Source organism: Providencia vermicola, from assembly GCF_020381325.1.
GTDB classification, from domain to species: Bacteria; Pseudomonadota; Gammaproteobacteria; order Enterobacterales; family Enterobacteriaceae; genus Providencia; species Providencia vermicola.
This window is the reverse complement of record NZ_JAGSPI010000004.1, coordinates 45,510-67,596: the sequence shown is the minus strand read 5'-3', so window position 1 is coordinate 67,596 and position 22,087 is coordinate 45,510. Positions and strand designations below refer to the sequence as shown.

Below are 22,087 nucleotides of genomic sequence, written 5' to 3'. Positions count from 1 at the left end.
GGAGAAGAAACACGTTATGAGCCGTAAGCTTAATATTTCACTCGCACAACTCAACTGGTTAGTCGGTGACATCGAAGGTAACTGCGATCGCATGTTACAAGTCGTGAGTGAACAAGCCTCACAAACCGATATTGTGATGTTTTCAGAACTGTCTCTGACGGGCTACCCGCCTGAGGATTTAATTTTCCGTGCAGATTTTGAAGACAGATGTGAGGCTCAACTTGAACGTTTGCAAAAGGCGAGTACAGAAACGGCAATTATTGTTGGCCACCCTTGCTATGAAGGGGACGAAATCTTCAATGCACTTTCTTTCTTCTATCAAGGGAAATTGCATGCTCGCTATTTTAAGCAAGAGCTACCAAACTACGGTGTTTTTGATGAACCGCGCTATTTCAGCGCAGCTGAAAAAACCTGCGTGGTAGAATTCAAAGGCTATCAATTAGGCTTATTGATTTGTGAAGACATTTGGTATGACGAGCCTGTTGATGCGGTGAAAGGTGCTGGAGCCGAGTTATTACTAACTATCAATGCATCACCGTATGATATTCATAAGGAACATATCCGTAGCGACTTACTGGTTGATCATTGCCAACGTACTCACATGCCTATCGTTTACCTCAACCAAGTGGGTGGACAAGACGAGTTGGTGTTTGATGGTGGTTCGAAAGTCATTGCAAATAAAGGCAAACAAACCTTTAAACTGCCCGAATTCAAAGAACAAGTTGTTACGGTAAAATTTGATGAGCTGGAATTGGTAAGTGAAGGTAGTGTGTTTATTGAAAATGACCCCGTCGCGCAGGTATATCAAGCCTTAGTGATGTCGACTCGCGATTATATCAATAAAAACGGTTTCAATGGTGCAATCCTTGGGTTATCAGGCGGGATCGACTCTGGTTTAACAGTGGCTATTGCGGTTGATGCTATCGGTAAAGAACGCGTGCAAGCGGTGATGATGCCGTTCCGTTATACCTCAGAAATGAGTATTCATGATGCCAAAGAACAAGCTGAGTTATTAGGTGTGGAATTTGATATTGTCTCTATCGAACCGATGTTTGATTCATTCATGGCACAATTAAGTCCAATGTTTGAAGGAACTGCGGTTGATACCACCGAAGAAAACTTACAAGCTCGCTGCCGTGCTGTTATTTTAATGGCGATGTCCAATAAACGCCGCCGTTTAGTCTTGACGACCAGTAATAAGAGTGAGTCTGCAGTGGGTTACTCAACACTGTATGGTGATATGGCTGGCGGCTTTGATGTGTTAAAAGATGTGCCAAAAACATTGGTTTTTGAACTGGCTAAATACCGCAATACGCTTTCACCGGCTATTCCACAGCGTGTGATTGATAGGCCGCCATCAGCAGAACTGGCCCCGGGGCAGTTAGACCAAGATAGTTTGCCGCCTTATGAGATATTAGATGCTATCTTAGAAGGTTATGTTGAAAAAGACTTATCCGTGAATGACCTTATCAAGCTAGGTTTTGATAAAGACGTTGTCCGTAAAGTGGTGCGCTTGGTTGATCTGAATGAATATAAACGCCGACAAGCACCTGTTGGGCCGCGTATTACCATGCGGAATTTTGGTAAAGACCGCCGTTATCCGATCACCTCAGGTTTTGGCCGTAAAAACTGGTCATAACAGGAACTATTTATGAAAAAAATTGATGCAATTATAAAGCCGTTTAAACTTGATGATGTTCGTGAGGCGCTGGCGGAAGTCGGGATCACAGGGATGACGGTTACTGAAGTGAAAGGGTTTGGTCGTCAAAAAGGGCACACCGAACTGTACCGCGGTGCGGAATATATGGTGGACTTTTTACCAAAAGTTAAAATTGAAATTGTCGTGCCTGACGATATCGTAGAAAACTGCGTTGAAACTATTATGCAAACAGCGCAAACAGGTAAAATTGGTGACGGCAAAATCTTCGTTTATGATGTTGCACGTGTGATCCGTATCCGTACGGGTGAGCAAGATGAGGAAGCAATTTAACTTTAGGGTTAAAAGGCGGTAACGGTAAATACACAGGAATGGGATTAAAACAGTGTATTTTTTATGCGAGCCCGTTACCGCTAAGCTGTGAAAAAACTTCAAACACCAAGCCATTAGAACAGTTTCTTTTGGCTGATACGTTTCAGGAAATGCTCTTCTAAGCGGAAGAGCATTTTTTATTTATTAATTCAGGGACAGTACCTTATGAGGGCCAAAGCACTCGTAGTGGATAGCTTCAGCATTAACGCCCATGGCAATTAATTGCTGTCCAATATACTGCATAAAGCCTACTGGGCCACAGAAATAGAATTGCATATTCGGTTGATCAATCCATTCGCGTACTTTTTGTAAATCCATTAATCCTTCATATTGGTAATCAAAGCCGAGGCGGTCATGGACTCGCGGTTGGTTAAACCAAATGGCAGAATGCCCCGTTTTTTGTTTGGCCATCAATTGCTGAATTTCGTGGTTAAATGCATGAACAGCACCATTTTCAGCCGCATGTAGCCAGTTGATCGTTGCTTCATGGCCTTGTTGCGTCAGGTGGTTTAGCATGCTTAACATTGGCGTCAGGCCAACACCTGCGGAGATGAGTGTGACGGGCGTTTGGTTATCAACATCGATAAAGAAATCACCACATGGAGGTGCTAAATAAACACTATCCCCTTCATTGATCTGTTGATGCAAGAAATTAGACACGGCGCCTTGGTCTTCACGTTTTACTGCGATACGGTAACTTTGGCCATTAGGTGCTGTCGTTAAAGAGTATTGGCGGATCTCTTGGTTCTCGAATCCATCATGATTAATATAAATTGTGATGTATTGACCTGGGCGATAGTCTGCGACGGGTTTTCCATCAACAGGGACGAACTCAAAGCTGGTGATTACATCGCTTTGTGGCTGTTTTTGTTTCAGTTTAAATTCACGTAAACCTTCCCAACCCCCATTTTTATCAGCATTTTCTTGGTAAATTGAGGCTTCACGACCAATAAAAATATCGGCTAATACCCCGTAGGCTTTGCCCCATGCATCAAGCACTTCTTGACCAGGATTGAGGAGCTCATCAATGGCAGCCAGTAGGTTTTCGCCGACGATAGGGTAATGTTCAGGTTTAATATTTAAACTAACGTGTTTTTGCGCAATCTTTTCAACGGCAGAAATTAATGCTTCAGGGGTTTCAATATGAACAGCATAAGCGCAGATTGCATTAAATAATGCTTCGCGTTGGGCACCATTAGCTTGGTGAGTCATATTGAAAATATCTTTTAATTCAGGATGTTGATTGAACATTCTGTCATAGAAATGTGCGGTAAGTTTTGGCCCAGTGGCTGCGATAGCAGGAATGGTTGATTTAACGATAGCGATAGTTTGGCTGTCTAACATACAGGTGCTCCTGAATTTTTTTCATGTTCTCTGTTAGGAAGAGTTTGGCATTTTTCTGAACTATCCAAAAATAGAACACTTAATTTTCAGTGGGATAGCTGAATTGCGTACCGATAATCTTCACTTTTATGAGAGACATAAAGTTTATTTATAAACATGCATTTTAAATACAACTTATAATATTTAAGGGTATCTGTAAAGATGCAAATAGACAAAATAGGGCAAAAATAGGCACATAATGAGAAGGGACTCGCAATACCAGATATTCCTCCGTCAAAATTTAAAATTTGAGCTATTTTATAATGAGGCTGAGAGTGGTAAATGACGTGAAAAAAATTAATGCAATCGTTTGCGTATATTTTTTCTTTAGGGCTATCTCAAGAACGAAAAAGAGTTTACACTGTGTGCTATTGCGATGAATTGATTGTCAACCTATTGAATTGCTGAGGCAGGAGAAGCGAATGTTAAAGCGTGAAATGAATATTGCAGACTATGATCCAAAATTATGGGAAGCAATGGAGCAAGAAGTACAACGTCAAGAAGAACACATTGAATTAATTGCTTCTGAAAACTATACCAGTCCACGAGTCATGCAGGCTCAAGGTTCTCAGCTAACCAATAAATATGCAGAAGGGTATCCAGGCAAACGCTATTACGGCGGTTGTGAGTATGTTGATGTTGTTGAGCAATTAGCGATTGACCGCGCAAAAGAATTATTTGGTGCAGACTACGCAAACGTGCAGCCACACTCTGGTTCACAAGCGAATGCGGCAGTTTACATGGCATTGCTTCAACCGGGTGATACTGTGCTGGGTATGAATTTGGCGCACGGTGGTCACTTAACTCACGGTTCTCCAGTTAACTTCTCTGGTAAATTATACAATATCGTTCCTTACGGTATTGATGAAAGCGGTAAAATTGACTACGACGATATCAAAGCGCAAGCTGAAAAACATAAACCAAAAATGATTATCGGTGGTTTCTCTGCGTATTCAGGCGTGGTTGATTGGGCTAAAATGCGTGAAATCGCAGATGCTATCAATGCTTACTTATTCGTTGATATGGCACACGTTGCGGGTCTGATTGCGGCAGGTGTTTACCCAAACCCAGTTCCACATGCTCACGTTGTAACAACCACAACTCACAAAACATTAGCGGGTCCTCGTGGTGGTTTGATCCTCGCGAAAGGCGGTGATGAAGAGCTGTACAAAAAAATCAACTCAGCCGTATTCCCTGGTTCGCAAGGCGGTCCTTTAATGCATGTTATTGCAGGTAAAGCAGTAGCGCTTAAAGAAGCCATGGAACCTGAGTTCAAAGTCTACCAACAACAAGTTGCGAAAAATGCGAAAGCAATGGTCGAGGTTTTCCAACAACGCGGCTATAAAGTTGTTTCTGGTGGAACTGAAAACCACCTGTTCTTAGTTGATTTAGTTGACAAAGATATCACAGGTAAAGATGCTGATGCTGCATTAGGCCGTGCGAATATCACCGTGAACAAAAACAGTGTGCCAAACGATCCGAAGAGCCCATTTGTCACTTCTGGTGTGCGTATTGGTTCTCCAGCAATTACGCGTCGTGGCTTTAAAGAAGCTGAAGCGCGCGAGCTAGCGGGCTGGATGTGTGATATTCTAGACAACCTCAATGACGAAGCGACCATTGAGAGCGTGAAACAAAAAGTATTAGCTATCTGCAAAAAATACCCAGTTTACGCATAATATAACGACTTTTAGTTACCTAAACCCGCTTCTACTGTTAAGTATGAGCGGGTTTTTTGCATTGAAAAATGGAGGGATGATGGTCATTCCATCAACGCGTTGGCTAGCAATTGATTATTTTACCTACTTTTTTGCATACAGTATTTTCTTACCGTTTTGGTCTGTTTGGCTACAGGGAGAGGGCATTGATGCCGAAATGATCGGTGTTTTGCTTGGGGTAGGCCTTGCTGCTCGTTTTCTTGGGGCGATGTTTATCACACCATTAGTCAAAGAGCCGTCAAAATTAATTACTGCATTGCGGTTGTTGGCTGCATCATCCTTAATTTTTTCTATTGGCTTTGCTTTTGGTTCCCATTGGGCATGGCTGCTTTTTGTGATGATTGGTTTTAACTTATTTTTCGCTCCAATGGTTCCATTAGGGGATTCATTAGCAGGAACATGGCAGAAGCAATTCACGTTCGATTACGGCAAAATCCGTGTTTGGGGTTCGATAGCCTTTATTATTGGTTCTTCATTAATGGGTTACCTAGCTGGGGTTTGGGGCCATAAATCAATTATGGTTGCTTTAATTATCAGCTGCTTAGCTTTATTGTTGGGGGCGATGTTGAGGCCTACAATCATGCCTGCGGGGGCGGCAAAAGCGGACAATGGCAATAAAGTTACCTTTAAACAACTGATTGCTGATAAAAATGTGGTCAGATTTCTGATTTGTGTGACTTTATTGCAAGGTGCTCACGCAGCTTACTATGGTTTTGCCTCGCTGTTCTGGAAGGAAGCGGGATATTCAGACTTAGTGATTGGTAACTTATGGTCATTGGGTGTTGTCGCAGAAGTTATCGTCTTTATGTTGAGTCACCGCTTGTTTAGGCGTTGGAGTGCACGTAACTTACTATTACTGTCTGCTGTTTGTGGGATTATCCGCTGGGGAATGATGGGGGCATTTACTGCATTACCTGTGCTTATTATTGTACAAATCTTACACAGTGGTACGTTTACGATCTGCCATCTTGCCGCGATGCGTTTTATCAGTGCGCGTAAAGAAAGTGAAATTATCCCATTGCAGGGCGTTTATTCAGCACTGGCTACGGGGGGGGGGTTAGCGGTATTAACGATTATTGTCGGTTATGTTTATGAGCGTGTTCCTGCTCATCATGGCGTGGTCTTTTATTTGATGGCGCTACTTGCTGTACCTGCGTTATTTATTCGTCCTAAAGTGACCGCACAGTCATAATCTTCCTATCAAGACGCTATAAATGCAGTGAAATACCTTCATTTATAGCTTGGTTTGATGCTCAATTTGCTGCCCAGTATCATCAATATAAACTACCGTAATATTCTCACCGCTAATTGCTTTTTTCCCAGAGGTGATTGTCTGTGTCGAAAATGGTGCGACCATTAAACTTTTAGCAATAAGTTCATTGGCGTTATTTGCAGTGTAGATACTGGCAATGCTGAGAAAATAAGGGGTTGGGTTATTCACGGTTAATAGCCCGTTATCGACATAAAACTTAGCGCTATCCAATAATGTATCTGGAAGGGGCAACAGCGAAATAGGACGGTAAAACACTTTGATCCGAGTTTGGATGGCAAACTGGAGTGTATTCATACCATTAGCGTTTTTAGGCTTGGGTGCGATATCCAAAACATTTAAATAATAAACAGACTCTCTATCCATGGGCAAATTATTGCCAAGAAAACGAATACGGAGCTGAACGCCCTCATTTGCGGCTATTTTGTTGATAGGCGGCGTGACAATAAATGGCGCATTGGTTGTTTCGGGTGTCGAATTAATATTTCCTTCATCTATCCAACTTTGGATTAACGTCGGCTGTTCACTGTAATTAGTCATCTGAATGCTAACCATTTTTTTATCACTGGGAAAAATAACCCGAGTTCCTTGTAAAACAAGGCTTGCTTGTGTTTGCAAACTTATCAGTAATAAGGCAATTCCTCCTAAGTATTTCATCATTGCTCCCTTTTTTAGTTGTAAGACATCACCACGGTTGCCGTACCAGATACCGCCCCTTGAGTGACAATACTGGGGTTATGGGGATAATAATAAGCCCCTAAATTGACGGAAAAGGACGGTGAAATGGGGCTGCCCTTTAGGACAGAAAAAATACTTGTGGCGGTATTTTGTGCCGTGACACTGTCTGAAAGGGTTAAAGGTGTGGTGAGGTTATCCGTTTTGACGAGTCGAAAACCGACACCTTTAGCACCTTGAGAGTGAGTATTGTTGATGGTGGTTTTATCATTTGCCAGTAAACTACTACTGGATAAAAAGATAGACACATCGCGAGAAGCAGTACTACCTGCGAGAAAATCTTGGCAGGTGAAATTCAGCGTAAAGGGGGTGTAGCCAGCCCGAGTCACATTTTTGACGGTGTTAATACTGACAGGTGGAAGCGAAACGACAAGGCCTTGGTTAGTAAAATTGCACGTCGTCAATATAGGGTTATAGGTTAACTGCATTGGTTGATAAAACATATCCTCAGCATGGGTTGGCCATTGCAGGGTTAACAGAAACGTGACTAAGTCTGAGAGAAGGCGCACTAACCAAGGAACAAGACCTAATGCAGTCACATCCGAGGCCATCATCACTGGACTGATTAACACGCTATTGCCTGCAACTTCTTTATAGTTATTTGCGGGTGGGCTGCTGAGTAATTTAAATTGAATGGTAAAGTCTGTATCTAGATTAGATGCGGGATAGGTACCTTGAGCAATATTATCAACACTGGATTGACTAATATTGCTGACTGAGATGGAAACAACTTGTTTCCCGCCATTAAACCCTATAGCGATTGTCGATTGGCGAAATGGGCTATCAATACCCACCTTATTTGGTTGAAGTATAATGGGCGCTGTGCAGGTATATTGACCTGTAAATTTTGTTCGGGTTGATTTGTTCACTGTGGTTGATGTACTCGTCAGTTCCGTGGATATATCAAAATTAAGTGGCGGTGCATTTTTTTCTCCCGCATTGCTGCAACTGGCAGCAACATCATCGCTTGCGAAGAATAATGTGGGTAAGAGGAGTGCCAATAGCGTCTTTTTCATCATAACGTCCTTTATCGACAAAAATTATGGTTTTTATCCATGGTATTAACGGGGTCTTTAATCACGCACTCTGGTTTTTCCTTAGAATTGAGCTTGATATACAAGATAGAAGGCCATTGATCGCTCTTGATGTAGATCACTCCAGATTGCCCCACATAACCAATGTTTTGTTTTTGTTCATTATTCACCTCAGTACCAAATGGCAGACTTTCCCCATTGGCCAGTGAGGCTCTAAATATGTAAGTTTGACGCGTGTCTGTTTCGAGTTTGATATAATTCACGGCACCTTGATATGGGCTCACATTGGCCATATTGCCGAGGACTTCCGCGCCTGACGTTTTGTCAGTATCAGAAAGGGTATAGCTATTTGTTCGATAAGGTGTTGAATTCGCAACCAATACGACACCTTGCTGATTGGTAAGGGTAGTTTTATCTGAATTGACCATCATATTATTCGCCATTGGCGCTTCAATAATGGTATAGGTTTGGCCTGTTTCCCCTGAAAAAACGATATGTTCAGGGATGGCGACCACCGTTCCTCTGGCTCCTAAACCCGCTTGGCGGTAGTTATTGGCTTCGGTATATGAACCTGACAGGGTCGTCGATGGCAGTTGATAGCTGGCATTTGCCCCCACTAAATTATTCCCGCCACTTTGGTTGGTCGCTGTCACTGTGTAATTGACTTGATCATTTTTACCCGCAATGCCACTAACACTCAACGCCGTTTGTTGGTAATGCGAATCGGTAAAGTAACTGCCGAGATTAATATTGGCGCGTTTTTCAAACAAAGAGAATGGCACGCTGACATTCGCATACACCCGTGTTTCTTCTTTATTATCATAATTACGAATACGAGAAACCGATACGCTGTAGGACACATCATTGTAGTTATTGGCATAGCCCGCTTGGTATTCACGGCTGCTGCCATGGGTATTCCAATAATCGCGATGGGTGCCAGAAACAAAGAGCGAACCGTAACCATCGGCGAGTTGTTGATTCAAATTCAATGTAAAGGTATTTTTTGCACGAGACCCGCGCAGGGCATCAAAATTAGTTAATGATAAGTCGGAAGGTGCATCATTTCCCAGTTGTTGGGAAAGGTTATCTTGATAGGATTTCCACGCGCGATAGTTATCTTGGGCGTAGATAGTATCCATAAAGCTATAATAACCGCTCGTTGAGTAACGGTAAGACGCCAACGTTAAATTGGTTGAGGTTGAATTAATGTATTTGCTGTAAGTCAGTCGGTAACTTTGCCCACTCTGAGAGCCAGCGTCTAGTTTTGCATTCGCGTGTGTCACATCAGCGGAAATTGCACCAAAACTAAAATTCCAACCACTCCCCACAACGCCAGAGTAATATTTCTCACTGAACAACATACCCGCATAGAGTGTGACGAGGTTATTCAGACCGTAGTGTATTTCACCTTGTGTAAAATTAGGTTGGTAGTGCGTGCTTTCAATTTTTGTTTTCCCTGCAAGAAGGCTGTAGGTATAAATGCCTTCTTTAAGCATATCAGGAACCGCAGAATAGGGGACGGTGAAGGTTTCTTTGCGACCATCCGCCTCTTGCACAACAACAAATAAGTCCCCTCCGCCTGCACTGGGTTGAAGATCGCTAAAGGAGAACTCACCTGGTGGGACGTTTTCTTGATAAACCAAGTTATTATTTTGATAGACGCTGACCAATGCGTTGGTCTGAGCTACGCCGCGAATTATAGGAACAAAATTTTGGCTCGAATTGGGGTACATCCCCATTTCGGTCGCCAGCGCAATCCCGCGAATACGAACACTGTTAAAGAGTGCCGCAGGGGTGTAAAAATCACCGATTTTAATCCCCGATTTTATTTGGCTAATAGGGCGATAGGCATAACGCGTATTATTTTTCCATTTTGATGAACCATGGGAACTGTTGCGATAACTTGATTCATCCCTAAATTGCCACGCCCCTAAATTAACACCCGAATTGAGTGTTGCATAAAAATTATCGCTACTGGTTTTGGCATTTTTCTTTTCTTTATAGCTGTAATAATTTGTATTATAAGAAAAAATAATAGCAGGTTCACCGTAGTTCCATAAGCTTGGGTCGACATAGTTAGCTTCGGATTGTTTTAATGCCACTTGGGGCACTGTCATGTCGAGCCGTAATTCATTGATATTGAATTTGTAATGAACATTTGGCACTAAAGAATCAATAGGGATAACATCTTGCTGTTGAATTTTTTCAATCACACTCGGTGATAAGTTTAAATTTAATTTTCCAACATCGTTAGAGGAAAGGCTGATGACTTTACCGTCATGATCAATCTCAATTTCAAATTGGCCTTTCCAGTTATTATTTACATAAAGATCTGCTAGTTGTTTGCCTGAAGGAATTTTACTGTCTGTATAAAATCGTGAAATATCGCCCTGTGCGGATTTACCGACTAATAGGGATGTCTCAAATTCATCTGCTATTGCGTTTTTGAGACAGCTTTGCAGTCCTAATAAAATTAGGAAATAGAGATAGTTTTCTTTTTTCACGATGATATCTTCTTTTAAAGTTTAATATTGTGAGATTTGAAAACGCCATAATCATCGACATAAACTAAAACAAGGTCACGATTTTTTAATGCATGTTTTAACGGAAACTCAAGAGAAGACATTGGGGATATCATTCCCGAATCAATTAGTGAGTTTTTTTTATCATTTTTTGTTGTCAATGCAGCAACTGTAAAGTGATATTGCGAATTATTTTTTATTAATAGGGTGTTATTGTTTAATTGGTAATTAATTTTATTAATAACATCGTCAGGTGATTCGGTTAATTCCACAGGACGATAAAAAATTTTTATTCGAGATCGCGTGGCTAACTGAATCGTATTTTTACCTTTAGCGGTATCAGGTGTTTTAGGAATATCCAGTACATTTAAATAAAATACACTTTCAATATGGTTAGGTAGAGTTTTATCTATTTTTTTTATTTTAAGTTGCTGTCCTTGTGAGCCTTCTATTTTCACAATAGGTGGAGAGAGATAAAAGGGTGCATCTGAATTCTCGGGGGTCGAATTCTCATCTCCACTATCAATCCATGACTGAACAAGAGAAGCTGTTTTACTATTGTTTGATAATTGTACTGACATACTCTCAGCATCTGACGGATAGATAATTCGAGTTCCCGTAATAATGACATTGGCAAATAAAGTATTGGAAAATAAAATAACGAATAATAGGAGTGCTTTTTTCATCATAATATCCCTGTAAAGCCAGGCTAATAAAAGCCTGGCTTAGACGCTATTTATAAGTAGGAAACAGTATAGATTACGTTTGATTGTAAAAGACCGACTTTTGCGGCAGTTGCGTTTGTTTTATAGTAACTGGCTATTAAGTTAAGAGTTGCACCTGTAGCGCTTCCCGTATCTGCACCAAGAAGTCCTGTATCAAAGGTTGTATTTAGTGGAATGGCAACGGTTGGTGTCGTTGTTTTCGATAAACTAAAACCGACGTTTTTTGCAACAGTAGCATCATTTTCATTAACGGATGTATTGGTTAAATACAAACCATTAGCTGAAATATTGCTTGATGAATAGAAATGCAGTTTTAAGTTACTGACAGGTACGCCTGCGGGAGCACAGTCAGAAAAGGTTAATGAAAATTGTTTTTGGTTTTTTTGAATAACAGTATTTGCAGCAGTACCAGCATCTGTGATTGTAATTGGGTCAAGCACCACAGTCATATCTGCGCTATTTCCACCATTAATGGTGCAAGTCGTATCACTAATCGCACCTGATATAGACAGAATTCCTCCGGCACTATTTGTTACTGCTAGTGCCGAGCTCGATATAATAGATAAAGAAAGTAAAGACAGAGGTAGTATATATCTAGACATAGTTAACCCCATTAAGGTCAAGTAGAATAAAGTTATATAACTTTGAATGGCCGCCTGTTAATAATTAGCTGCCTTATTTCATGCTAGATATGGTTTTTATATTTTTCAAATATAAAATTAAAAAAATAAAAAATGAGATTGTCGTCTTTTGTATATTAATGAAAGTAATGAAAATGTATTTTTCATTTTAAATAAAAAATACACTCAATAAGTGTATTTTGAATATTAAGATATTAATGTGAATATTTCTGATGTTTTTGTCATTAGAGTGATTATTATTAACGGTTAAAAAATCTCATGTTGATAAACATAAGTTTCTTTTTCAAAGTGAAATAGTTATTGATTGGAATAAACTGGATTGGTAGATATCGGTTGAGTTTAAAAGTGGTTAAAGAGGAAAAAGATAATTTTTTAGGGTAAGCAATTTGAATTAGAACGTCTAGTTATAAGCTTGGCGAACATTAGTAAGATAATATTATTAATAACCGAGAATTAATAATAGATGTGATTTTATTTAGAGCGGGTTAATAGAGATAAAAAAGCCCACATATGAAGTGGGCTTTAACGAAAAAAGAAATTAACGTTTTAACGCTTCAGATAATTCATCTTTCATAGTGGACAGCATATCGCGAACAACGCGCGGGCTACCTGCAACTAAGTTGCCAGACGCTAAATAGTTATGGCCACCGATAAAGTCAGTCATGATCCCGCCAGCTTCACGCATGATGAGCTCGCCGCCTAAAAAATCCCATGGTTTTAAACCGATTTCAAAATAAGCATCGACACGGCCAGCAGCCACATAGCATAAGTCTAATGCTGCAGAACCTGTACGACGGAAATCTGCACATTTATCAAACATCGCTGTCATGATGTTCATAAATACAGGTGCGTGTTGTTTTTGTTTGAATGGGAAGCCCGTTGCAACGATAGCACCATCAAGGTCACGTTTCTCATCAATACGGACGCGGTAACCGTTCAATTGTGCGCCTTGTCCACGAACTGCACTGAATAATTCATTGCGCATTGGATCGTAAACCACAGCAACTTCAGTACGGCCTTTAACGCGTACAGCGATAGAAACAGAGAAGTGAGGGAGACGTTTTGTGAAGTTAGTAGTGCCATCCAGTGGATCGATTACCCATTGAACATCATCATCTTTACCTAATAATTCACCACTTTCTTCAGTGATAATTGTGTGGTCTGGATAAGACTTACGGATGATTTCAATAATTAATTGCTCAGATTCTTGGTCAACGTTAGTGACGAAATCGTTCGTTCCTTTCTGAGTGACTTTAATATTGCTAGGCATTTCATAGTTTTTAGCTATGTGATTACCGGCCTTACGTGCGGCACGTATGGCGATGTTAAGCATCGGATGCATGGGCTTTTTCCACTGGAATGTTAAAGAACAAAAAACTTGAGAGCAGAAGTATATAGATGTTCGTCACAATAAGCAATTTTGTGTTAAGCTATGCCGATAATTTTTTCATTAAATGTATAAACCATGCTAGAAAATATTCGTATCGTTCTTGTTGAGACCTCACACACAGGCAATATGGGTTCCACCGCCCGTGCAATGAAAACCATGGGGCTTTCAAATCTGTATCTCGTCAATCCTCTTGTTGAACCTGACTCACATTCAATCGCACTTTCTGCAGGGGCGAGCGATGTTATTGGTAACGCGACCATCGTCAAAACGTTAGATGAAGCCCTTGAAGGATGTAAGTTGGTGATTGGTACCAGCGCACGTTCGCGGACATTGTCTTGGCCGATGGTTGAGCCACGGGAATGTGGTGTAAAATCTGTTGAGCAATCAAAAGAATCGCCAGTCGCGATTGTTTTTGGTCGTGAACGTGTTGGTTTGACCAACGAAGAATTGCAAAAATGCCAGTATCATTTGTATATCCCAACTAACCCTGAGTATGGTTCTTTAAACCTTGCGATGGCGGTACAATTGGTAAGTTATGAGATCCGTATGGCGTATTTAGCCATGGATGAAAAAAATCCCGTGACCTCAAATGATGATGAGGTAGAATATCCCCCCTCTGAAGATGTTGAACGTTTTTATGTGCACCTTGAAAGCGTATTAAATGAATCGGGCTTCATTCGCAAAGCACATCCAGGCTTAATTATGAATAAGTTACGTCGTTTATTTACTCGTGCGCACATTGAAACCCAAGAGCTACACATTCTGCGCGGTATCTTAACGTCGATGGAAAAATGGGCGAAAAAGTGAGGCGAAATCCGTGGTGAAAGTCAGTGAATAATACTTGAGTAAAATAGTCAGGTAAATAGTTGACTAAATTACTCAGGAATGTCACAATTCAGCCATATTTTACCACGGAGTAATATGTTATGAGACTCACTTCCAAAGGACGTTACGCAGTAACTGCGATGTTAGATGTCGCGTTACACTCTCAGTCAGGTCCAGTACCTTTAGCTGATATTTCTGAACGTCAGGGAATTTCCCTCTCTTATCTTGAGCAACTTTTCTCTCGTTTACGTAAAAACGAGCTAGTTTCTAGCGTCCGCGGTCCGGGCGGTGGTTATTTGCTTGGTAGAGACGCGGATCAAATTTTTGTTGCTGAGGTAATCGCTGCGGTTGATGAATCGGTTGATGCAACCCGTTGCCAAGGTAATAAAGAAGGTTGTCAAAATGGCGACCGCTGTTTAACGCATGCATTATGGCGCGACTTAAGTGACAGAATCACCAGTTTCCTCAGCAGCATCAGTCTTGATGAGCTCGTGAAAAATCAAGAAGTGATGGTTGTGGCTGATAGACAAGATAATGAACAGCGTAAAAGCATGCCAAACGGCATCACGCCTGAATCCATTATCAATGTACGTGCTTAAAATATTATATTAAAAATTGCAGTCGATACCGAGTAGTGAGTGCCTAGACGAAGAGCTAAGTTCCGCTATCGGTGTCTTTAAAAAATTAAAGGCAAGTTAGCTTGTCCTTTGGAGTATGTGAGCAATGAAATTACCAATCTATCTTGATTATTCAGCAACAACACCGGTTGACCCGCGTGTGGCTGAAAAAATGATGCAATGCTTAACAATGGATGGGAACTTCGGTAACCCTGCATCCCGTTCTCACCGCTTTGGCTGGCAAGCCGAAGAAGCGGTTGATATTGCACGCAACCAAATCGCTGAATTAGTGGGTGCTGACCCGCGTGAAATCGTTTTTACGTCAGGCGCAACGGAGTCTGATAACTTAGCCATTAAAGGCGCAGCGAATTTCTATAAAAAGAAAGGCAACCACATTATTACCTGTAAAACGGAGCATAAAGCCGTTTTAGACACTTGCCGCCAATTAGAACGCGAAGGCTTTGAAGTGACCTATTTGTCACCACAAAGCAATGGCTTAATTGCGATGCAAGACCTAATTGACGCTATTCGCGAAGAAACCATTCTGATTTCTATCATGCATGTGAACAACGAAATCGGTGTGGTTCAGGATATCGAAGCTATCGGTGAATTATGCCGTAGCAAAGGCATTGTTTTCCACGTAGATGCAACACAAAGCGTGGGTAAATTACCTATCGACTTAAGTGCATTAAAAGTGGATTTAATGTCATTCTCTGCACACAAATTGTATGGCCCTATGGGTATCGGTGCGCTGTATGTTCGCCGTAAACCGCGTATTCGCCTTGAAGCACAACAACATGGTGGCGGTCATGAGCGCGGTATGCGTTCAGGGACATTACCAGTGCATCAAATCGTGGGCATGGGTGAAGCTTACCGTATCGCTAAAGAAGAAATGGCAGCGGAATCTGAACGTCTGCGTGGCCTGCGTTTACGTTTGTGGAATGGCATTAAAGATATCGAAGAAGTTTACCTCAATGGTGATTTGGAACACGGTGCGCCGCACATTCTGAACGTCAGCTTCAACTATGTTGAAGGTGAATCACTGATGATGTCATTAAAAGATTTGGCTGTATCTTCAGGCTCTGCATGTACTTCTGCAAGCCTAGAACCTTCTTATGTACTGCGCGCTTTAGGGATGAATGATGAGTTAGCACATAGCTCAATCCGTTTCTCTTTAGGTCGTTTCACGACAGAAGAAGAAATTGACTATGCAATCAAAATGATTCATGGCGCAATTGGCCACTTACGCGAGCTGTCTCCTTTATGGGAAATGTTCAAAGACGGCGTAGATCTTAACAGCATCGAATGGTCTCACCATTAATCAGACGGTTTCAGGAGTTTAAAAATGGCTTACAGTGAAAAAGTTATCGATCATTATGAAAACCCACGCAACGTTGGTTCATTCGACAACAGCGACCCAAGCGTCGGCAGTGGGATGGTAGGTGCACCTGCTTGTGGTGACGTCATGAAGCTGCAAATCAAAGTTAGCGATGACGGCATTATTGAAGATGCACGCTTTAAAACTTACGGTTGCGGCTCAGCAATTGCATCAAGTTCACTAGTGACTGAGTGGATGAAAGGTAAAAGCTTAGACGAAGCGGAGTCAATCAAAAATACAGCGATTGCAGAAGAGTTAGAATTGCCGCCAGTGAAAATTCACTGTTCAATTTTGGCTGAAGATGCAATTAAAGCTGCTATTGCAGATTATAAAAGCAAACGCCAAAGCAAATAAGGTTTAAATCAGTTTATAGGGCAACGTATATTAATAAATAACAAAAAGTTATCGCCCTATATCTGGTCAAAATATCGCTCATCCAACATGTTGAATATCGCTAAGTAATTGATTACTTATCAACGGGGTGAAAGAGATAAAAAATAATTTGAAGGCGGATGCGACGATTGTGTAGCATCTGCCTTGTTTGTTTCTAAAGTGAGGTTTGCAATGTCTATTTCTCTTACAGAAAGTGCAGCGCTGCGTATTCAATCTTTCCTGCAAAATCGCGGTAAAGGTGAAGGTTTGCGTTTAGGTGTAAGAACTTCAGGTTGTTCAGGAATGGCATATGTTCTTGAGTTCGCTGATATAATCAATGAAGAAGACACAGTTTTCGAAGATAAAGGTGTAAAAGTCATTGTCGATGGCAAAAGCATCGTTTATCTGGATGGTACCGAGCTGGATTTCGTCAAAGAAGGCTTAAACGAAGGGTTTAAATTCAATAACCCTAACGTCAATAGCGAATGCGGATGCGGTGAAAGTTTTCACGTATAATGCCTTCATAAACGCATGATTTTCGACCAATGTAGATAATAGAGCTAAACAGCCTATTTGCTGCATTGGTAACCGGTTCGAGACACTAAGCACTTATGGATTATTTTACTCTCTTTGGGTTAACCCAAAATTACGCAATTGATAGCGAACAGCTTACACTACGCTTTCAAGATTTACAGCGTCAATACCACCCTGATCGTTTTGCTGCCTCCTCTGAGCAGGAAAAAATGCAAGCCCTTCAAAAAGCCGCCACGATCAACACGGCTTACCAGTTTTTACGTCATCCGCTAAAACGCGCGGAATACCTGCTTTCATTGCATGGTTTCGATATTAATAATGAACAACATACTATGCATGATACTGTCTTTTTGATGGAACAACTTGAGCTACGTGAAGAGCTCGACAATATCGAAAACAGTGCAAATGCGCTTGACTTATTGGCAGTGTTTATGAAAAACGTCAAAAAAATGCAGCAAGATAGAAACCTGCTAATGGTCAATGAATTGGATGCGATGCAGTGGGAAAAAGCCGCTGATACTGTACGCAAGCTGCGTTTTCTCGATAAGTTGCAGCAACAAGCTGAGCAGCTCGAAGAACGGTTACTGGACGAATTTTAAGAGAAAACGATTATGGCCTTATTACAAATCAGTGAACCAGGTATGACCGCTGCACCGCACCAACGCAAATTGGCGGCGGGTATCGATTTAGGTACGACTCACTCGTTGATCGCTACGGTTCGTAGTGGTGAAGCAGCCGCGCTACCAGATAGCCAAGGGCGTGTTTTGCTGCCCTCTATCGTCAATTACCAAACTACGGATAAGCGTGTAGGTTGGGATGCTAAGCAACTTGCAGAACAAGACCCCGTGAATACCATTATTTCCGTAAAAAGAATGATGGGACGTTCATTGACTGATATTCAAAAACGTTACCCTGATTTGCCTTATCAACTGACCGCTAGTGAAAACGGATTACCGTTCATCCATACAGCGACAGGGCAAGTTGACCCTATTCAAGTGTCGTCCGATATCTTAAAAACACTGGCAAAACGCGCAGAAAACACCCTTGGCGGAGAAATGGATGGCGTGGTGATTACGGTGCCTGCCTATTTTGATGATGCACAGCGTCAAGGTACCAAAGATGCGGCTCGCCTTGCGGGGCTGCATGTGCTGCGTTTGCTTAATGAGCCGACCGCCGCTGCAATTGCCTATGGTTTAGATTCAGGGCAAGAAGGGGTCATCGCAGTTTATGATCTCGGTGGTGGCACGTTTGACGTGTCTATCTTACGTTTAAGTCGTGGTGTGTTTGAAGTATTAGCCACGGGAGGCGATACGGCGCTTGGTGGTGATGATTTTGACCACGCTCTTGCTCAGTGGATTGCGGATCAGGCGGGTGTCTCTTTGCAAGGTGACCACCATTTAAATCGCCAGTTATTGAACATTGCCACTGACGTAAAAATTGCATTGAGTGATGCAGACACTGCTGCTATTGAGCTGGCTAGTTGGCAGGGGGAAATTCATCGCGAACAATTTGAAGCATTGATTGAAACGCATATTAAGCGCACGTTAATGGCATGCCGCCGTGCATTAAAAGACGCGGGCGTAGAAGCGGATGAAGTGCTAAATGTCGTGATGGTCGGTGGTTCGACGCGTGTGCCACTTGTGCGTCAAAAAGTGGGGGCATTTTTTGGTAAAACACCACTGACCTCCATCGACCCTGATAAAGTTGTCGCCATTGGCGCGGCTATCCAAGCAGATATTTTAGTGGGTAATAAGCCCGACAGTGACATGCTGCTTCTGGATGTGATCCCGCTTTCCCTTGGTTTAGAAACCATGGGAGGGTTAGTGGAAAAAGTGATACCACGCAATACCACTATTCCAGTTGCCCGCGCACAAGAGTTCACAACATTCAAAGATGGTCAAACCGCAATGAGTGTTCATGTGGTACAAGGTGAGCGTGAACTGGTGGCAGATTGCCGTTCTTTAGCGCGTTTTACGCTGCGTGATATCCCCGCTATGGCGGCAGGTGGTGCGCATATTCGTGTCACATTCCAAGTGGACGCCGATGGCCTGCTCAGCGTGAGCGCCATGGAAAAATCCACGGGAGTGGAAGCCTCAATTCAAGTTAAGCCATCCTATGGTTTAACGGACAATGAAATTTCAAACATGATTAAAGATTCAATGACTAACGCGCAGGATGATTTAACTGCGCGCCGCCTAGCGGAGCAAAAAGTTGAAGCGGCAAGAGTGCTTGAAAGTTTAACGAGCGCATTAGCCCAAGATGCAAATTTACTGACGCCAAACGAAGAGTCAGAAATTGATAATGCGGTCAATGAGTTAATTAAAGCGGTTGAGGGTACTGACCCAGTCGCAATTGAAAATGCCATTAAACAACTGGATAAGCAATCGCAGGATTTTGCTGCGCGTCGAATGGATGCATCTATTCGCCAAGCGTTGTCAGGCCATTCTGTGGATGAGATATAATTATGCCTAAAATAGTTTTTTTACCTCACAGTGATTTATGTCCAGACGGTGCCGTTGTCGAAGCACAAGAGGGCGAGTCGATTTTAAACGTGGCACTGCGTAGCGGTATCGAACTGGAACATGCCTGCGAGAAATCCTGTGCCTGCACAACCTGCCACTGCATAGTTCGCGAAGGCTTTGATTCTCTAGAGGAAAGCAGCGAATTAGAAGACGACATGCTGGATAAAGCATGGGGACTAGAACCTGAAAGCCGACTGAGTTGCCAAGCGTTGGTGACAGATGAGGACTTAGTCGTCGAATTACCGAAATATACGATCAACCACGCCCGCGAACACTAATGCTCGTCATATTTCGCGCTGTCGCGGTGTTGGCTTCTTTCAAGTATTCGGGTCACATACTTATGTATGCTCCCCGAAATACTTTCAATTGCCGCCTAGCGACAACGCGAACTATTTAGAGCATTGTATGGTTTGTTATATTTCGCGCTGTTGAGGTGTTGGCTTCTTTCAAGTATTCGGGTCACATACTTTATGTATGCTCCCCGAAATACTTTCAATTGCCGCCTAGCGACAACGCGAACTATTTAGAGCATTGTATGGTTTGTTATATTTAGCGCATTGTATGGTTTATCATAATTCGCGCATTGAAGTGCTGATGAAAGCTTGATAATTAAATTGGTGAGAAAACATGAGCTTAAAATGGTCAAATAGCCGTGAAATCGGTGAAGCGTTGTACGATGCATTTCCTGATGTGGATCCAAAAACGGTGCGTTTTACAGATATGCACCAGTGGATTTGTGATTTAGAAGAATTTGATGATGACCCGCAAAAATCGAATGAAAAAATTCTAGAAGCTATCTTATTGGTTTGGCTGGATGAGTTCGAATAATTAGCAATAAACACTAAAAACCGAGTGGCTATTAGAAATAGTGCTCGGTTTTTTATTTTATATCAGCACTATAATGATATCCCTAGCGCTATTAATCAGTTAAGGTAATAACATCTGCCGACAGAGTATAGGGCTTTTGCTGTCTGCAAAAATAGACAAAGTGAGAGTGAGAGAAACGATGACAAAACAAATTATGCCAGTATTGATTTCTTGTGAGCCAGCTGCACCGTGTTGGGGTGAAGGCGCATTGTTAAGCTCTGGCGATAAAGGGATGACAATCCACCTGAAACATGCGGGTAAACTTTGTGCGGTGCAAAGTGCGGGGCGCAAATTAGACGGCCAGGGTATCCGTAATGTTGCACTGACTGGCGAAGGTTGGGATTTAGAAAAAAGTTGGGCCTTTTGGCAAGGTTTTCGTGCACCAAAAGGGGCAAGAACCATTGAATGGCCGGTATTGCCAGAGGATGACCGTAAAGAATTAGAAAACCGCATTCGCACAGTGGATTGGGTGCGCGATGTGATTAATGCGCCTGCAGAAGAACTTGGCCCAGAACAATTGGCTCAACGTGCTATCGATTTACTCTGTACCGTTGGTGCGCAAGATATTAGCTACCGTATTGTAAAAGGTGACGATTTATTAGAGCAAGGTTATGCAGGTATTCATACCGTCGGTCGTGGCTCTAGCCGCCCACCTGTATTCTTAGCACTCGATTATAACCCAGGTGCTAACCCTGATGCGCCCGTATTTGCGGCATTAGTGGGCAAAGGAATTACATTCGATTCAGGCGGTTATAGCATCAAGCCATCCTCTTCTATGAACTCTATGAAAGCGGATATGGGCGGGGCAGCAACACTGGCTGGCGCATTAGCATTAGCCATTTCACGCGGCTTGAAAAAACGTGTCAAAATGTTCTTGTGCTTAGCAGACAACATGGTCAGCGGCAATGCATTTAAATTAGGCGATATTATTCGCTACCGTAATGGTAAGTCTGTTGAAATCATGAACACGGATGCGGAAGGTCGTTTAGTCCTTGCGGACGGTTTGATTGATGCAAGCAAAGAAAAACCAGCATTTATCATTGATGCAGCAACCTTAACGGGCGCAGCAAAAACAGCTGTAGGTGGCGATTACCACAGCGTTTTAAGCTTTGATGATAAATTAGTTGCCGATTTAATGAGTGCTTCTGATGCAGAGTTTGAACTATTTTGGCGCTTGCCATTAGCGGAATTCCACCGCCAGCAGTTGCCATCAGGCTTTGCCGATTTAAATAATATTGCAGCACCTTCACACACCGCAGGTGCGAGCACCGCAGCGGCATTTTTATCCCACTTTGTCGAAAACTACCGTCAAAATTGGGTACATATTGACTGTTCTGCAACGTACCGTAAATCGCCAGTCAGCCTATGGGCTGAGGGCGCAACAGGTATAGGTGTGAGAACATTAGCGAATTTATTAATCAGTAAAGCAAAATAAATCGCGGTTATTGATATCAGGCACGAAGGGGAAACTTTTCGTGCCTATTTTTTATCTCAACAATTTTTTACCTCAACAAAAGTACGCGTATAA

At 42.2% G+C, this 22,087-nt stretch carries 21 protein-coding genes; 14 read left to right on the top strand and 7 right to left on the bottom strand.

Annotation, left to right across the window (positions count from 1 at the left end):
- Positions 1 to 16: 16 nt before the first annotated feature.
- Positions 17 to 1,639 (top strand): NAD+ synthase, encoded by a 1,623-nt coding sequence (locus tag KDJ85_RS06965; protein ID WP_225819028.1) that lies wholly within the window; start codon positions 17 to 19, stop codon positions 1,637 to 1,639.
- 12 nt (positions 1,640 to 1,651) lie between these two features.
- Positions 1,652 to 1,990, top strand: coding sequence for a nitrogen regulatory protein P-II (glnB, locus tag KDJ85_RS06960; RefSeq protein WP_004912721.1), 339 nt, complete (start codon positions 1,652 to 1,654; stop codon positions 1,988 to 1,990).
- A gap of 183 nt (positions 1,991 to 2,173) precedes the next feature.
- Here the strand turns inward: glnB and hmpA are convergent, their stop codons facing one another.
- The gene (hmpA, locus tag KDJ85_RS06955) at positions 2,174 to 3,373 is read right to left on the bottom strand and encodes an NO-inducible flavohemoprotein (protein ID WP_225819027.1); all 1,200 of its coding nucleotides are present in this window, start codon (positions 3,371 to 3,373) and stop codon (positions 2,174 to 2,176) included.
- Positions 3,374 to 3,834: 461 nt separating this feature from the next.
- Between hmpA and glyA the strand changes: the two genes are divergently transcribed.
- Together glyA and KDJ85_RS06945 are read left to right on the top strand one after the other, a co-directional pair.
- Positions 3,835 to 5,088: a serine hydroxymethyltransferase gene (gene glyA / locus KDJ85_RS06950; protein ID WP_225819026.1), complete on the top strand. Its 1,254-nt coding sequence runs from the start codon at positions 3,835 to 3,837 to the stop codon at positions 5,086 to 5,088.
- A gap of 79 nt (positions 5,089 to 5,167) precedes the next feature.
- Positions 5,168 to 6,319, top strand: a complete 1,152-nt coding sequence (locus KDJ85_RS06945; RefSeq protein ID WP_225819025.1) for a 3-phenylpropionate MFS transporter — start codon at positions 5,168 to 5,170, stop codon at positions 6,317 to 6,319.
- 42 nt (positions 6,320 to 6,361) lie between these two features.
- Here KDJ85_RS06945 and KDJ85_RS06940 read toward each other — a convergent pair whose 3' ends face one another.
- The 6 genes from KDJ85_RS06940 to suhB form a co-directional block, all read right to left on the bottom strand.
- On the bottom strand, positions 6,362 to 7,054 hold the full coding sequence (locus tag KDJ85_RS06940) for a fimbrial biogenesis chaperone (RefSeq protein WP_225819024.1): 693 nt from the start codon (positions 7,052 to 7,054) through the stop codon (positions 6,362 to 6,364).
- 14 nt (positions 7,055 to 7,068) lie between these two features.
- Positions 7,069 to 8,148 carry a fimbrial protein gene (locus KDJ85_RS06935; RefSeq protein WP_225819023.1) on the bottom strand — a complete coding sequence of 360 codons (1,080 nt, stop codon included), beginning with the start codon at positions 8,146 to 8,148 and terminating at the stop codon, positions 7,069 to 7,071.
- 11 nt (positions 8,149 to 8,159) lie between these two features.
- Complete coding sequence (locus KDJ85_RS06930; RefSeq protein WP_225819022.1) at positions 8,160 to 10,670, bottom strand: fimbria/pilus outer membrane usher protein; 2,511 nt, start codon at positions 10,668 to 10,670, stop codon at positions 8,160 to 8,162.
- A 14-nt stretch (positions 10,671 to 10,684) separates the two neighbouring features.
- The gene (locus tag KDJ85_RS06925; RefSeq protein WP_225819021.1) at positions 10,685 to 11,377 is read right to left on the bottom strand and encodes a fimbrial biogenesis chaperone; all 693 of its coding nucleotides are present in this window, start codon (positions 11,375 to 11,377) and stop codon (positions 10,685 to 10,687) included.
- Positions 11,378 to 11,424: 47 nt separating this feature from the next.
- Positions 11,425 to 12,015: a fimbrial protein gene (locus KDJ85_RS06920; protein ID WP_225819020.1), complete on the bottom strand. Its 591-nt coding sequence runs from the start codon at positions 12,013 to 12,015 to the stop codon at positions 11,425 to 11,427.
- A 577-nt stretch (positions 12,016 to 12,592) separates the two neighbouring features.
- On the bottom strand, positions 12,593 to 13,396 hold the full coding sequence (suhB, locus tag KDJ85_RS06915) for an inositol-1-monophosphatase (RefSeq protein ID WP_225819019.1): 804 nt from the start codon (positions 13,394 to 13,396) through the stop codon (positions 12,593 to 12,595).
- A gap of 123 nt (positions 13,397 to 13,519) precedes the next feature.
- Here suhB and trmJ point away from each other — a divergent pair, with 123 nt between their 5' ends.
- The 10 genes from trmJ to pepB all read left to right on the top strand — a co-directional run bounded on the left by trmJ (position 13,520) and on the right by pepB (position 21,994).
- Entirely contained in the window at positions 13,520 to 14,251 is a 732-nt protein-coding gene (gene trmJ / locus KDJ85_RS06910) for a tRNA (cytosine(32)/uridine(32)-2'-O)-methyltransferase TrmJ (RefSeq protein ID WP_206082466.1), read from the top strand.
- 119 nt (positions 14,252 to 14,370) lie between these two features.
- Positions 14,371 to 14,868, top strand: a complete 498-nt coding sequence (gene iscR / locus KDJ85_RS06905; RefSeq protein WP_206082465.1) for a Fe-S cluster assembly transcriptional regulator IscR — start codon at positions 14,371 to 14,373, stop codon at positions 14,866 to 14,868.
- Positions 14,869 to 14,992: 124 nt separating this feature from the next.
- A complete protein-coding gene (locus KDJ85_RS06900; protein WP_225819018.1) occupies positions 14,993 to 16,207 on the top strand; it encodes an IscS subfamily cysteine desulfurase in 1,215 nt (404 codons plus the stop codon).
- 24 nt (positions 16,208 to 16,231) lie between these two features.
- Positions 16,232 to 16,618, top strand: a complete 387-nt coding sequence (gene iscU, locus KDJ85_RS06895; RefSeq protein WP_206082463.1) for a Fe-S cluster assembly scaffold IscU — start codon at positions 16,232 to 16,234, stop codon at positions 16,616 to 16,618.
- A gap of 210 nt (positions 16,619 to 16,828) precedes the next feature.
- A complete protein-coding gene (gene iscA / locus KDJ85_RS06890) occupies positions 16,829 to 17,152 on the top strand; it encodes an iron-sulfur cluster assembly protein IscA (RefSeq protein ID WP_047756461.1) in 324 nt (107 codons plus the stop codon).
- 95 nt (positions 17,153 to 17,247) lie between these two features.
- Positions 17,248 to 17,769: a co-chaperone HscB gene (gene hscB, locus KDJ85_RS06885; RefSeq protein ID WP_225819017.1), complete on the top strand. Its 522-nt coding sequence runs from the start codon at positions 17,248 to 17,250 to the stop codon at positions 17,767 to 17,769.
- Between the two features lie 12 nt (positions 17,770 to 17,781).
- On the top strand, positions 17,782 to 19,632 hold the full coding sequence (gene hscA, locus KDJ85_RS06880; RefSeq protein WP_225819016.1) for a Fe-S protein assembly chaperone HscA: 1,851 nt from the start codon (positions 17,782 to 17,784) through the stop codon (positions 19,630 to 19,632).
- Between the two features lie 2 nt (positions 19,633 to 19,634).
- Positions 19,635 to 19,970 (top strand): ISC system 2Fe-2S type ferredoxin, encoded by a 336-nt coding sequence (gene fdx / locus KDJ85_RS06875; protein WP_225819015.1) that lies wholly within the window; start codon positions 19,635 to 19,637, stop codon positions 19,968 to 19,970.
- Positions 19,971 to 20,319: 349 nt separating this feature from the next.
- On the top strand, positions 20,320 to 20,520 hold the full coding sequence (gene iscX / locus KDJ85_RS06870; RefSeq protein WP_004912658.1) for a Fe-S cluster assembly protein IscX: 201 nt from the start codon (positions 20,320 to 20,322) through the stop codon (positions 20,518 to 20,520).
- A gap of 178 nt (positions 20,521 to 20,698) precedes the next feature.
- On the top strand, positions 20,699 to 21,994 hold the full coding sequence (gene pepB, locus KDJ85_RS06865) for an aminopeptidase PepB (protein ID WP_225819014.1): 1,296 nt from the start codon (positions 20,699 to 20,701) through the stop codon (positions 21,992 to 21,994).
- The last annotated feature ends 93 nt before the right edge of the window (positions 21,995 to 22,087 follow it).

Coding starts and splice junctions, on each gene's coding strand:
- suhB (WP_225819019.1), bottom strand. CDS start 13,396: ATGCATCCGATGCTTAACATCGCCATACGTGCCGCACGTAAGGCCGGT.
- fdx (WP_225819015.1), top strand. CDS start 19,635: ATGCCTAAAATAGTTTTTTTACCTCACAGTGATTTATGTCCAGACGGT.
- KDJ85_RS06920 (WP_225819020.1), bottom strand. CDS start 12,015: ATGTCTAGATATATACTACCTCTGTCTTTACTTTCTTTATCTATTATA.
- trmJ (WP_206082466.1), top strand. CDS start 13,520: ATGCTAGAAAATATTCGTATCGTTCTTGTTGAGACCTCACACACAGGC.
- glnB (WP_004912721.1), top strand. CDS start 1,652: ATGAAAAAAATTGATGCAATTATAAAGCCGTTTAAACTTGATGATGTT.
- KDJ85_RS06900 (WP_225819018.1), top strand. CDS start 14,993: ATGAAATTACCAATCTATCTTGATTATTCAGCAACAACACCGGTTGAC.
- KDJ85_RS06945 (WP_225819025.1), top strand. CDS start 5,168: ATGGTCATTCCATCAACGCGTTGGCTAGCAATTGATTATTTTACCTAC.
- iscR (WP_206082465.1), top strand. CDS start 14,371: ATGAGACTCACTTCCAAAGGACGTTACGCAGTAACTGCGATGTTAGAT.
- KDJ85_RS06935 (WP_225819023.1), bottom strand. CDS start 8,148: ATGAAAAAGACGCTATTGGCACTCCTCTTACCCACATTATTCTTCGCA.
- hmpA (WP_225819027.1), bottom strand. CDS start 3,373: ATGTTAGACAGCCAAACTATCGCTATCGTTAAATCAACCATTCCTGCT.
- pepB (WP_225819014.1), top strand. CDS start 20,699: ATGACAAAACAAATTATGCCAGTATTGATTTCTTGTGAGCCAGCTGCA.
- hscA (WP_225819016.1), top strand. CDS start 17,782: ATGGCCTTATTACAAATCAGTGAACCAGGTATGACCGCTGCACCGCAC.
- iscA (WP_047756461.1), top strand. CDS start 16,829: ATGTCTATTTCTCTTACAGAAAGTGCAGCGCTGCGTATTCAATCTTTC.
- glyA (WP_225819026.1), top strand. CDS start 3,835: ATGTTAAAGCGTGAAATGAATATTGCAGACTATGATCCAAAATTATGG.
- iscU (WP_206082463.1), top strand. CDS start 16,232: ATGGCTTACAGTGAAAAAGTTATCGATCATTATGAAAACCCACGCAAC.
- KDJ85_RS06925 (WP_225819021.1), bottom strand. CDS start 11,377: ATGATGAAAAAAGCACTCCTATTATTCGTTATTTTATTTTCCAATACT.
- KDJ85_RS06940 (WP_225819024.1), bottom strand. CDS start 7,054: ATGAAATACTTAGGAGGAATTGCCTTATTACTGATAAGTTTGCAAACA.
- iscX (WP_004912658.1), top strand. CDS start 20,320: ATGAGCTTAAAATGGTCAAATAGCCGTGAAATCGGTGAAGCGTTGTAC.
- KDJ85_RS06965 (WP_225819028.1), top strand. CDS start 17: ATGAGCCGTAAGCTTAATATTTCACTCGCACAACTCAACTGGTTAGTC.
- hscB (WP_225819017.1), top strand. CDS start 17,248: ATGGATTATTTTACTCTCTTTGGGTTAACCCAAAATTACGCAATTGAT.